The 12,251-nt window shown below is 71.4% G+C and carries 9 protein-coding genes; 5 read left to right on the plus strand and 4 right to left on the minus strand.

What is annotated here, in order from left to right; all coding sequences use genetic code 11:
• Window positions 1-62 precede the first annotated feature (62 nt).
• The 3 genes from E1211_RS24630 (at window position 63) to E1211_RS24640 (ending at window position 4,589) form a co-directional block, all read left to right on the plus strand.
• Window positions 63-1,343: an MFS transporter gene (locus E1211_RS24630; protein WP_132351372.1), complete on the plus strand. Its 1,281-nt coding sequence runs from the start codon at window positions 63-65 to the stop codon at window positions 1,341-1,343.
• A gap of 48 nt (window positions 1,344-1,391) precedes the next feature.
• Window positions 1,392-1,949, plus strand: coding sequence for a dihydrofolate reductase family protein (locus E1211_RS24635; RefSeq protein ID WP_132351373.1), 558 nt, complete (start codon window positions 1,392-1,394; stop codon window positions 1,947-1,949).
• Window positions 1,950-2,204: 255 nt separating this feature from the next.
• Entirely contained in the window at window positions 2,205-4,589 is a 2,385-nt protein-coding gene (locus E1211_RS24640; protein ID WP_132351374.1) for a SulP family inorganic anion transporter, read from the plus strand.
• 21 nt (window positions 4,590-4,610) lie between these two features.
• On the opposite strand, the gene E1211_RS24645 is transcribed toward E1211_RS24640, so the two are convergent.
• Complete coding sequence (locus E1211_RS24645; RefSeq protein ID WP_132351375.1) at window positions 4,611-5,546, minus strand: DUF2332 domain-containing protein; 936 nt, start codon at window positions 5,544-5,546, stop codon at window positions 4,611-4,613.
• 198 nt (window positions 5,547-5,744) lie between these two features.
• Between E1211_RS24645 and E1211_RS24650 the strand changes: the two genes are divergently transcribed.
• A complete protein-coding gene (locus E1211_RS24650) occupies window positions 5,745-6,857 on the plus strand; it encodes an FAD-dependent monooxygenase (protein ID WP_243709686.1) in 1,113 nt (370 codons plus the stop codon).
• Between the two features lie 151 nt (window positions 6,858-7,008).
• Here the strand turns inward: E1211_RS24650 and E1211_RS24655 are convergent, their stop codons facing one another.
• Together E1211_RS24655 and nrdR are read right to left on the minus strand one after the other, a co-directional pair.
• A complete protein-coding gene (locus tag E1211_RS24655) occupies window positions 7,009-9,906 on the minus strand; it encodes a vitamin B12-dependent ribonucleotide reductase (protein ID WP_132351376.1) in 2,898 nt (965 codons plus the stop codon).
• Between the two features lie 35 nt (window positions 9,907-9,941).
• Window positions 9,942-10,442: a transcriptional regulator NrdR gene (gene nrdR / locus E1211_RS24660; RefSeq protein WP_132351377.1), complete on the minus strand. Its 501-nt coding sequence runs from the start codon at window positions 10,440-10,442 to the stop codon at window positions 9,942-9,944.
• A 622-nt stretch (window positions 10,443-11,064) separates the two neighbouring features.
• On the opposite strand from nrdR, the gene lexA reads away from it, so the two are divergent.
• A complete protein-coding gene (lexA, locus tag E1211_RS24665; protein ID WP_132351378.1) occupies window positions 11,065-11,850 on the plus strand; it encodes a transcriptional repressor LexA in 786 nt (261 codons plus the stop codon).
• A gap of 112 nt (window positions 11,851-11,962) precedes the next feature.
• Here the strand turns inward: lexA and E1211_RS24670 are convergent.
• On the minus strand, window positions 11,963-12,251 hold a 289-nt coding region (locus tag E1211_RS24670; RefSeq protein ID WP_207915498.1), incomplete at its 5' end, for a hypothetical protein.

Here is a 12,251-nt window from a genome sequence, read left to right on the forward strand (position 1 = left end):
ACCCGCCCCCGGGCTCAGGTGGCCCTCCGCCGCCGGCCGATCCCCCGCAGACAGGCAGAACCGTGAGCCAGCACGTCGCCGATCCTCCGGCGCCCGCGACCGTACGACCGACCTCGCTGCTGCGGAGCCGGAACTTCCTGCTGTTGTGGAGCGGGCAGACCGTCAGCGAACTGGGCACCCGGATCGCCGGCGTGGCGGTTCCACTGCTGGCCGTGGAGACCCTGCACGCCAGCGTCTTCCAGGTCTCGCTGCTGACCTTCCTGGCCTGGCTGCCGTACCTGCTCGTCTCGCTGCCGGCCGGGATCCTCGCCGACCGGGTGGACCAACGCCGCCTGATGATCCTCTGCGACCTGGGCCGGGGCGCGCTCATGCTGTCGCTCCCGGGAGCCGCGCTGGTGGGGCAGCTCACCCTCGGTTACCTGTACGCGGTGGTAGGGCTCTCCGGCGTACTCACCGTGCTCTTCACAGTGGCGTACAAGAGCATGCTGCCGGGGTTGATCCCGGCGGCGCAGCTGGTGGACGGCAACGCGAAGCTCATCATGAGCCAGGACGCGGCGGAGCTGGTCGGACCGACGGTCAGCGGCGTCCTCATCGGACTGGTCGGGGCCGCCCGGACGTTCCTGGGCAACGGGCTGGCCTTCCTGGTGAGCGCGCTGACCCTGGTGCTGATCCGGCCGGCGGCCCGCGCGACGCAGAAGCAGGAGCGGATGCCGCTGCGGGTGGAGATGACCGACGGGCTCAGGTTCGTCCGTGACCAGCCGATCCTGCGCAGCATCCTGGCCTGCACCACCACCTCGAACTTCTTCGTCATGGCGTCCAGCTCGATCGAGGTGACCTTCATGCTCCGCGAGTTGCACGCCTCCCCGGTGCAGGTCGGCCTGGTCTTCTCGGTCAGCGCGATCGGCGGCCTGGTCGTCGGCGCGCTCGCCGGACGGCTGTCGGCGCGGATCGGCTCGGCCCGGGTCATCTGGGTGGCGATGGCCGCGCCCGGACCGTTCTACCTGCTGATGCCGCTGGCGCGGCCCGGCTGGGGCGTGCTGCTCTACGGGGTCGGGCTGGCCGCGTTCTCCGCCAACGCGGTGCTGTTCAACGTGGCGTCGACGACCTACCGGCAGCGGATCACCCCGCCGGCGATCCTCGGGCGGGTCAACGCCGCGTTCCTCTGGATCTGCTTCGGGGTCATCCCGCTCGGCGCGCTGCTCGGCGGCGCGCTCGGTACGGCACTGGGCCTGCGTACGGCGCTCTGGATCTGCGTAGTGGGCACGTGGAGCGCCTGCCTCTTCGTGGTCCTCTCGCCGCTGCGAAGGATGCGGGACACGCCGGAGCCGGCGTTTTCGTCGTAGCCGACGGGCAGACTCGACCGGGAGGTCCGATCCGGTGGGAGACGCAGGATGAGAAAGATCGTCGTACACATGAGCGTGTCGCTGGACGGCTACTTCGAGGGTCCCGACGGTGACCTCGGCTGGCATCGCGTCGACGAGCCGCTGCACGAGCACTTCAACGCCGAACTCCGCACCATGGGCGCCTTCCTCAACGGCCGGGTGGCGTACGAGCTGATGGCCGCGTTCTGGCCGACCGCGGACCAGGATCCGGCGAGCACGCCGGCGATGAGGGAGTACGCGGGCATCTGGCGCGAGATGCCGAAGATCGTCTATTCGCGCACCCTGGAGCGGGCCGACTGGAACGCCACAGTGGTGCGCGAGGTCGTTCCCGACGAGGTGCGGCGACTCAAGGCCGAGCCCGGCGGCGACCTGGTGCTCGGCGGCGCGGACCTGATGGCCGCCTTCATGCGGCACGACCTGGTCGACGAGTGGCGGACGTACGTGCATCCGGTGCTGCTCGGGCGGGGGCGTCCGCTCTTCCCCGCCGGGGTCGGCCCCACCGACCTGCGGCTGGTCGAGAGCCGCGTCTTCGACAACGGGGTGGTTCTGCTGCGCCACCAGCGCTAGGGCGCTGCTGCTCACCACCGTTCCCGATGGCGGGATTGCTCTCCGAGCCCACGGCCGGCCCGTCGCGTCGGTCCACCCAGGACTTAACAGGAATGACAAATCGCCACTATAGGGATTTCACGTCACCAAACGCTAAGCTTTTCGCGGACAGCGACGTCCCTCTCTATTTCCTCGAATCGCGACCCGAATCGGACGCGGGGCCGGCCGGGCAACGACCTCTGCCGCCATCGTGCGCGCGGAGCCGGAGGAGGCAGCATGTCGCCCACCGCGACCCGCCTGACCGACGCATCAGCCCCCATCCGCTACTGGGTCCGCAGAGATCTGCGCTACGACCTGCCGGCCTCGCTCGTCGTCTTCCTCGTCGCGGTGCCGCTGTCGCTGGGCATCGCGGCCGCGTCCAACGCCCCGGTGGCCGCCGGACTCATCGCGGCCGTGGTCGGCGGGGTGGTCGCCGGACTGTTCGGCGGGTCGGCGCTCCAGGTCACCGGCCCGGCGGCCGGGCTCACCGTGGTCGTGGCGGAGCTGGTGACCCGGTTCGGCTGGGCGGCCACCTGCGCGATCACGGCCGCCGCCGGACTGTTGCAGATCGCGTTCGGGATGTGCCGGATCGCACGTACCGCGCTCGCCCTCTCACCCGCGATCGTGCACGGGATGCTCGCCGGAATCGGTATCACGATCGTGCTCGGGCAACTGCACGTGCTGCTCGGTGGGGAACCCGGCACCACGCCCATACGCAACCTGCTGGACCTGCCGACCCAACTGGCCACCCGGCACGACCACGCGGCGCTGATCGGGCTCATGGTGATCGGACTGCTGGTCCTCTGGCCCCGGCTGCCCGGACCCGTCCGCCGGATTCCGGGCCCGCTCGTCGCCGTCACCCTGGCCACCCTCGCCGCCGTCGTCTGGAACGACGTGGACCTGGCCCGGGTGGAGATACCCGGCTCGCTGCTGGCCGCCGTGCACCTGCCCGCGATGCCCGACGGAGACTGGGCGGCCGTCGCCGCCGCGGTGCTGACCGTGGCCGTGATCGCCAGCGTCGAGAGCCTGCTCTCCGCCACCGCGGTCGACCGGCTGGCCGCCGAACGCGCGACCGGGGACGAGCGCGTTCGGGGCGAACCGTCCGGCCGACCCGGACCGCACAGGCACCGCCCGGTCAGGCCGACCAACCTGGATCGGGAGATGATCGGCCAGGGCCTGGCGAACAGCGCCTCCGGCCTGCTCGGCGGGCTGCCCGTCACCGGTGTCATCGTGCGCAGCTCCACCAACGTCAACGCGGGGGCCCGGACCCGTGCCTCCGCCGTGTTGCACGGGGTGTGGATCCTGCTCTTCGCGGTGCTGCTCGTCGTCCTCGTCGAGCGGATCCCGATGGCCGCGCTGGCCGGACTACTCGTCGTCGTGGGCCTGCAACTGGTGAAGATCTCCGACATCCGGCGGGTACGCCGGCACCGGGAACTGGCCGTCTACGTCGTCACCGCCCTCGGCGTGGTGGTCTTCAACCTGCTGGAGGGGGTACTCATCGGACTCGTGCTGGCGATCGTGCTGATCCTCCGCCGGGTGGTCTGGGCCACGGTCCACGCCGAGCGGGTAGGGGTCGGCCCGGCAGGCCGCGAGCACTGGTCCGTGCACGTCGAGGGGACACTCAGCTTCCTCGCCATTCCGCGACTCTCCGCCGTCCTCGGCCGGGTGCCCGCGGGCAGCACGGTCGACCTGGAACTGGCCACCGACTTCCTGGACCACGCCGCCTTCGACCACCTGGACTGGTGGGTCCGCCAGCACGAGATCACCGGCGGGCGGGTGCACCTCGACGAGGTGGGCCCGGCGGCCCTGCGCGGCGACCAGCCCCGACCGTCCCGCCGGATCCACGCCCTGGTGCCACCGCGCTGGTTCTCGCCGTGGTCCAGTTGGCAGGCCCGCCATCCCGACGCGGCGGACGAGACCGGCCACGACGACCGGCCCGGATCGGCACCGGCCGCACTCCGACCGCTGCACGTCGGGGTACGCGAGTATCACCGCCGCTCCGCCGCCCGCCTGCTGCCCTTCCTCACCGAACTGGACGGTCGACACAGGCCGTACAACCTCTTCCTGACCTGCGCCGACGCCCGGATCGTGCCGAACGTCATCACCAGCAGCGGGCCGGGCGACCTCTTCACGGTGCGCAACATCGGCAATCTCGTCCCCGACGATCACGTTGCGGAGTCGTCGGTGGCCGCCGCCGTCTCCTACGCCGTCGAGGTGCTCCGGGTGCCGGCGCTGCTGGTCTGCGGGCACTCCGGATGCGGGGCCATGCAGGGGCTGGTCGGCGGGCGCGCCGACGAGGACAGTCACGTGGGGCGGTGGTTGCACTGGGGGCGGCCGAGCCTGGCGGCGTGGCGGGCCGGCCATCCGGTCGGGCTGGCCGCCGCCGCCGAGGGCCGCGCCGAGATCGACCAGCTGGCGATGGTGAACGTCGCCTGCCAGGTCGCGGCGCTGCGGCGGTTCCTCGCCGCCCGTGGTGTCGACCGGGGGAAGGTTTCGGTGCAGGGGCTGTTCTTCGACATTCCCACCGGCCTGCTGCTGGTCCTCGACGAGCAGCGCCAGCAGTTCAGCCCCGCACCGGACCAGGAGTTGGAGAGCGCCGCCGCCGGCTTCGTACGGCCGTAGCGGCTCGACGCACCGCCGCGGTCAGCCGAACCAGACCATCGACTGGCCGTGCCCCCGGGACCAGGCGAGCGGCCTGCCGTCCAGCGCGAGCACGTTGTGCAGCCCCGCGTCGGGCGGATCGGGCAGACCGTCGTACGGCAGCACGTCGGGGGCCTCGTTGGAGATCCAGTGGCCGGGCAGTCCGCGTACCAGGTCGACGAAGGCGTCACGCCGTGGTCGCGGCACCTGGTAGAGGACCGAGGTGTGGAACACCACAAGCGTCGCCCCGGCCGGTGCCTGCGCGGCCAGCGCCGGCAGGTCGTCGACCAGGTCGCCGCGGACCAGCCGGGGCGGCTCCGCGGCGGCGACGGCAGCGGCGTCCCGCAGCCGCGCGCGTCGGTGCGCGTGTTCCGGCCAGACGAGGGCGTCCAGCCAGGCCACGTCGGCGCTGTCGGTCACGTCGAGCGGGTTCAGGTCCAGCCCGGCCCGCCACACCACCTCAGGTAGCCGGAGCGACGGCATCACCCCACCGGCCGCGCAGTCGAGCACCGGCTCGCCCGCCCCGAGCCGCCGGCCGCCGTAGCGGTAGGCGTACCGGTCGGGGTAGAGACAGAGCCCGGCGGACGCGCCGATTTCCAGCAACGCGAGCGGCTGCGGCAACATGGCGAGCGCCGGCAGCAGCACGGCGCACCGGCCCGCCTCGTTCGTCTGGGTGGTCCGGGCTCGCAGTTCCGCGTCGACCGCCGCCCACCGCGTCAGCACGAAGTGGCGGAACACCGTCGGGTCCTCGACCGGGCCGCCGAGCAGACGTACGACTCCGAGGAGCAGGTTCGGTTGCCGCTTGGCCGGCGGAAGCGTGCCGAGCAGGGCGAGCAGCTCGTCGTCGCGGGAGACCGCCCACGCCAGGCGTTCGTACGTGGGTGAGATCCCCCGCAGCTCGCGGGTGGCGAAGTCGGCGTAGTCGCCGGCGATGGACATGCACCGATCCTCGCAGCGGGCCGCCGTGGGCAGAACCCCCCTGCCCGACGTGACGGACGGCGCAGTGAGTCGAAGGGCACATCCCTTCCCGTGGGAAGGACGTACGGCAGCGCCACCGGCACCTCGTAGAGTCTGCGGCGGCCGGGGCCCGTAACGGCGGCTCGACCCGGCCCAGGCGCGCAGCGGGGAGGACTGAACGTGCGGGGTGAAGGTGTCCGGGTACTGATCGTCGGCGGCGGAATCGCCGGGCTGGCGACGGTCGCCGCGCTGCGTGACTGGGGCGCGACCATCGACCTGGTCGAACGGACCGACGCTCCCGCCGGCTCCGGCGCCGGCATCTACCTGACCGGCAACGCCACCCGGATGCTCGGCGCGCTGGGGATGTGGGAACCGGTCGCCGACGTGGCCGTTGAGATCAAGCGCCAGCGCAGCGCCAACCAGCGTGGCCGACGCCTCTTCGACATCGACGTGGCCGCGCTGTGGCACGGCGTCGGGCCCTGCGTCTCGCTCCCCCGGGCCGAACTGCACCGGGCGCTGATCGCCGGCGTCGGGGACTTCCCGATCCGGTGGGGCCGCCGGCCGGTCGCGCTCAGCCGGGAGGGAGAGCGCGTCGCTGTCGAGTTCGACGACGGCGCCACCGAGTCGTACGACCTGGTCATCGGCGCGGACGGGGTGAACTCGGCCGTCCGGCAGCTCGCCTTCGACGGGCAGCCGGCCCGCCCGCTCGGCCAGCACGCCTACCGCTGGATCGCTCCCCGGATCGACGCCGAACCGGTCTGGAACGTGCTGTTGGGGCGCGGCACCCAGTTCCTGACGATCCCCGTCAGCGACGAGCTGACGTACTGCTACTACAACGACGGCGCGGTCGCCGACCGGCCGGGCTGGCGCGACGAGCTGCGGGCCACGTTCGCCGGGCCGGCCGCCACCATGCTCGACGCGCTCGACGCCGACGCCACCACCCTGCACGCCGGCCCGAACCAGGAGGTCGTGCTCGACTCGTGGTCGCGCGGCCCGGTGCTGCTGATCGGCGACGCCGCCCACGCCACCTCCCCGAACATGGCGCAGGGCGGCGCGATGGCGCTCGAGGACGCCGTGGTGCTCGCCGGCTCGCTCGCGACCGCCGACAGCCTCACCGAGGCGTTGCGCGGGTACGAGGCGCGCCGCCGGCCGCGGGCGGACTGGGTGCTCAGCCAGACCCACCGCCGGGACAAGGCGGTCGGGCTGCCGCCCGTCCTGCGGGACACGGTGATGCGCCGCCTCGGCGAGAAGATGTTCCGTGCCAACTACGGTCCGCTCTTCGCCCAGCCCTGAGCACGGCTCCCGCTCTCCGCTCAACGTGCGTGATGTCGGGGTGTCCCCCCGCACCGGAGAACGCGACATCAAGGATGACGAGTCGATCACCTGAATACGGCGCTGCCCCGACCCCCTACCGGGGATCGGGGCAGCGCCGTTCGTGCGTACGTCAGCTGCAGCCGCTGGTGGAGCCGCAGCCCTCGCAGACGTAGCAGCTACCGGCGGGACGCATCTTCGTACCGCAGGTGAAGCAGAGCGGGGCGTCGGCGACCTGGCCCAGCACCGCCTCCAGCAGTTCGGTGCTGGAACCCACCGACGGCGCCGGCTTGACGGCGGCCACGTCGGCGGTCTCCTGCGCCGGCTGGGCGACCGGACCGGTCTTCGGCTCCTCCACCACCTTGGCCTCGACCGGGGCGGAGGCGGCCATCGCGGCGAGGTCCGCGCCGTTCGCCTCCGCCTCCGCCTCGGCCTGGAGCTGGGCGGCCCGCTCCTTGGCGGTGAAGATGCCCAGCTCCGCGCGGCGCTCGTACGGCAGGAAGTCCAGCGCCAGCCGACGGAAGATGTAGTCCATCACCGAGGCGGCCATCCGCACGTCCGGGTCGTCGGTCATGCCGGCCGGCTCGAAGCGCATGTTGGTGAACTTGCTGACGTACGTCTCCAGCGGGACGCCGTACTGGAGACCGATGGAGATGGCCACCGAGAAGGCGTCCATCACGCCGGCCAGGGTCGAGCCCTGCTTCGACATCTTGAGGAAGACCTCGCCGAGGCCGTCGTCCGGGTAGGACGACGCGGTGAGGTAGCCCTCGGCGCCGCCGACCGAGAAGGAGATGGTCTCCGACGGACGCTTCTTCGGCAGCCGCTTACGCACCGGCCGGTACTCGACGACCTTCTCGACCACCTTCTCCACCTCGGCGGGTGCCTCGGCGACGGCCTTGTTCGGCTTCGCCGCGGAGAGCGGCTGGCCGACCTTGCAGTTGTCCCGGTAGATCGCCAGGGCCTTGAGGCCGAGCTTCCAGCCCTCGAAGTAGATCTTCTCGACGTCCTCGACGGTCGCCTGCTCCGGCATGTTGACCGTCTTGGAGATGGCACCGGAGATGAACGGCTGGACGGCCGCCATCATTCGCACGTGCCCCATCGGGGCGATGGAACGCTCGCCCATGGCGCAGTCGAAGACCGCGTAGTGCTCCGGCTTCAGGCCGGGGGCGTCCACCACGTGGCCGTGGTCGGCGATGTGCTCGACGATCGCCTCGACCTGCTCCTCCGGGTAGCCGAGGCTGCGCAGGGCCCGCGGCACCGTCTGGTTGACGATCTGCATCGAGCCGCCGCCGACCAGCTTCTTGAACTTGACCAGCGCCAGGTCCGGCTCGACGCCGGTGGTGTCGCAGTCCATCATCAGGCCGATGGTGCCGGTGGGGGCGAGCACACTGGCCTGCGAGTTCCGCCAGCCGAACTTGTCGCCGATCTTGTTGCCCTGCGTCCACTGCTTGGTGGCCTCCCGCTGGATGGCGGTGGCCACGGTGCCGGCCGGCTTGATCTCGTCGTTGGCGGCGGCGTGCTTGCGCATGACCCGCTTGTGCGGTTCCGCGTTGCGGGCGTAGCCGTCGTACGCGCCGACGATGCCGGCCAGCTCGGCCGAGCGGCGGTAGGCGGTGCCGGTCATCAGCGAGGTGATCGCCGCGGCGACCGAGCGGCCCTGCTCCGAGTCGTAGGGCAGGCCGGACGCCATCAGCAGGGCGCCGAGGTTGGCGTAGCCGATGCCCAGCTGCCGGTAGGCGCGGGTGGTCTCACCGATCTTCTCGGTCGGGAAGTCGGCGAAGCAGATCGAGATGTCCATCGCGGTGATCACGAACTCGACCGACTTGACGAACTTCTCCACCTCGAAGCCACCGTCGGCGCGGAGGAACTTCATGAGGTTCAGCGAGGCCAGGTTGCAGGAGGAGTTGTCCAGGTGCAGGTACTCCGAGCACGGGTTCGACGCGGTGATCCGCCCGGTCTCCGGGCAGGTGTGCCAGTCGTTGATCGTGTCGTCGTACTGCAGGCCGGGGTCGGCGCACTCCCAGGCGGCCTGGGAGATGGTGCGGAAGAGCTTCTTCGCGTTGATGGACTCGATCACCGCGCCGTCCAGCCGGCCGCGCAGGTCGAAGCTGCCGTCCTTCTCCACCGCGTTCATGAACTCGTCGGAGACCCGGACCGAGTTGTTGGCGTTCTGGTACTGGACGCTGACGATGTCGGCGCCGCCCAGGTCCATGTCGAATCCGGCGTCCCGAAGGGCGCGGATCTTGTCCTCCTCGCGCGCCTTGGTGACCACGAACTCCTCGATGTCGGGGTGGTCGACGTCGAGGATGACCATCTTGGCCGCGCGCCGGGTGGCGCCACCGGACTTGATGGTGCCGGCGGAGGCGTCCGCGCCCCGCATGAAACTCACCGGCCCGGAGGCGGTGCCGCCGGAGGAGAGCAGCTCCTTGGAGGAGCGGATCCGGGAGAGGTTGACCCCGGAGCCGGAGCCGCCCTTGAAGATCAGCCCCTCCTCCTTGTACCAGTCGAGGATCGAGTCCATCGAGTCGTCGACGGCGAGGATGAAGCACGCGCTGACCTGCTGCGGCGAGGGCGTACCCACGTTGAACCAGACCGGCGAGTTGAAGCTGAACACCTGGTGCAGCAGCATCCAGGTCAGCTCGTGGGCGAAGATCTCGGCGTCCGCCGGGCTGGCGAAGTAGCCGTACTCCTCACCGGCCGTCCGGTAGGTGGTCACCACCCGGTCGATCAGCTGCTTGAGCGACCACTCCCGCTCCGGGGTCCCCACCGCTCCCCGGAAGTACTTGGTGGTCACGATGTTCGCCGCGTTCACGCTCCACGACTCGGGGTACTCCACCCCGCGCTGCTCGAAGTTGATCGAGCCGTCCCGCCAGTTCGTCATCACGACGTCCCGGCGCTCCCAGGTGACCTCGTCGTACGGGTGGACCCCCTCCGTCGTCCAGACCCGCTCGACCTTCAGGCCTGCGCCTGCCTTGCTCCGCGACCTGCTCGTCGTCACGCCGTCGCCCCCCTTGTCTGCGCGGTCACCCACCGCGCGTCCCGAACCGATAAGAGAAAACCGAAAAGTCAGTTGGTGCGGCCCGCGGCCTCGACCGCGTCGGCCCCGCCGTTCTCGCGGGCGCGGGCCGCGGCCCGCAACGACTCGATCTCGCGCTCGAAGTCGGCGAGGGAGTCGAAGGAGCGGTAGACGCTGGCGAACCGCATGTACGCCACCTCGTCCAGGTCCCGCAGCGGGCCGAGGATCGCCAGCCCCACCTCGTGGCTGGGGATCTCGGCGGCGCCCTTGGCGCGGACCGTCTCCTCCACCCGCTGGGCGAGCAGCGCTATCGAGTCCTCGTCGACCGGCCGGCCCTGGCACGCCTTGCGCACCCCGCCGATGATCTTCGTCCGGCTGAACGGCTCGGTCACCCCGCTGCGCTTGACCACCGCGAGGACGGCCTCCTCGACCGTCGTGAACCGCTTGCCGCACTCCGGGCAGGCCCGCCGCCGTCGGATGAGCTGGCCGTCGTCGGCCTCCCGCGAGTCGACCACCCGTGAGTCGGCGTGCCGGCAGTACGGACACCGCATCGCTGACCTCCTTGATCGACCACTGTCGCGCCGGGCATTCCCGGGCACGGCTCACCACGGCGGAACCATCACCCCGATGGCCGCCCGCCGTGACACTGTACGGGAGTGCGGTCGGTAGTCGGACCCAACCTATGGGCAACTTACGCCCGTGTGACTACTACATCTAGGGGTCGACCGTATGCCGCCGGCAGACCTCGGTCAAGTTGGCGGCGTGTCCCGCGTGTCACTCCCACACCGCGTCGCCGGTGCCCGACCGGGCTCGCCACGCCCACCCGAGCGGTCCGGCCGCGTCGGCGGAGCCGCCCGCCCGAGCCACCGGAGAGCCCAACGGGCGGGGCCATCCGGAGTTACCGTCCGGCCGGCCGGATTCAACCGTCCGGTCGCCAGAATTCGAACAGGAGTGCCAACCGACGTAACATTTAGCAGAACAGCAGTACGAAAAACCCGCCTTTGCCCGCGACACGCCGGTGATAGGTCGTACAGATGTTTGAAAATGGCTGATCTCACCTATACGGTCATGACCAACCGGTGGTGGCGAGATCCGCCACACCGATACGCACACCGGCATCACCGCACGCATCACGGGGCGCCGGGCGCACCCAGCGCGACAGGGAGGACGGACGTGACCGACGACGGGGCCAGCCGGCCGAAGAACCCGCAGCAGGTCGCCGAGGCGGGTCCGCCGGCCACTCGGCGCCGCAGCGCCGCACGCAGCCGGACGGGGCAACCCGCCGTGCGGCCCGTCACTCCCGTGGTCAGCAGCTTCCCCGACCCGGCCGCGGTGGATCTGACGGCTCGGCAGCGGCGGATCCTCGAGTTCATCCGCACCTGGGTGGAGCGGCACGGTTACCCGCCCAGCGTCCGCGAGATCGGCGAGGCGGTCGGGCTGGTCTCCCCGTCCAGCGTCGCCTACCAGCTGAAGGAACTGGAGAAGAAGGGCTTCCTGCGCCGGGACCCGAACCGTCCGCGCGCCGTGGACGTCCGCTCCCCCAGCGACGCGCTCGACGACGAGCTGACCCGCTCGCAGCGGCCCACCCCGGCGTACGTGCCGATGCTGGGCCGGATCGCCGCCGGTGGCCCGATCCTCGCCGAGCAGGCGGTGGAGGATGTCTTCCCCCTCCCCCGCGAACTGGTCGGCGAGGGCGAGGTCTTCATGCTCCAGGTCAAGGGCGACTCGATGCTCGACGCGGCGATCTGCGACGGCGACTGGGTCGTCGTGCGGCAACAGCCGATCGCCGAGTCCGGTGACATCGTCGCGGCCATGCTCGACGGTGAGGCGACCGTCAAGACCTACCGGCGCCGGGACGGGCATGTCTGGCTGATGCCGCAGAACCCGGCCTTCGACCCGATCCCCGGCGACGACGCCACCATCATGGGCCGCGTCGTGGCGGTGCTACGCCGGATCTGACAAGGGCCGCCCACCCGGTCGGCCGGCCGCAGCCGGCTCAGCACGCTGCTGACCACGGCCGGTGCCGCGCCACCGGGTGGGTGCCGCCCGCACCGGCCGTCCGCCGCGGAGCTCAGCCGGCGTCGCGGGAATCAGTAACGATCGCCGCCACGGTAGCCGTCGCCGGGGTACTGACCGTACGGGTCGTCGTCCTGGCGGCGGCGACCGCCGCGCTGGCCGCGATAGTCCTGGTCCGGGCCGCCGCGTCGAGGCGGTTCGGCACGACCGCCACCGCCGCCGTAGACACCGGCACCGCCGGGCTGCCCACCGCCGTACCCACCGCCGCCGGGCTGTCCGCCGCCTCCGGGCCGGCCACCGCCGGAGGGCCGTCCGCCGCCGGCGGGTCGTCCGCCCCCGTAGAC

It is taken from the genome of Micromonospora sp. 15K316, assembly GCF_004348525.1.
Taxonomy (GTDB): Bacteria; Actinomycetota; Actinomycetes; order Mycobacteriales; family Micromonosporaceae; genus Micromonospora.

What these genes read in the sequence shown, in the direction of transcription:
- E1211_RS24635 (WP_132351373.1), top strand. Translation starts at nt 1,392, where the DNA reads ATGAGAAAGATCGTCGTACACATGAGCGTGTCGCTGGACGGCTACTTC.
- E1211_RS24645 (WP_132351375.1), bottom strand. Translation starts at nt 5,546, where the DNA reads ATGTCCATCGCCGGCGACTACGCCGACTTCGCCACCCGCGAGCTGCGG.
- nrdR (WP_132351377.1), bottom strand. Translation starts at nt 10,442, where the DNA reads ATGCGGTGTCCGTACTGCCGGCACGCCGACTCACGGGTGGTCGACTCG.
- E1211_RS24640 (WP_132351374.1), top strand. Translation starts at nt 2,205, where the DNA reads ATGTCGCCCACCGCGACCCGCCTGACCGACGCATCAGCCCCCATCCGC.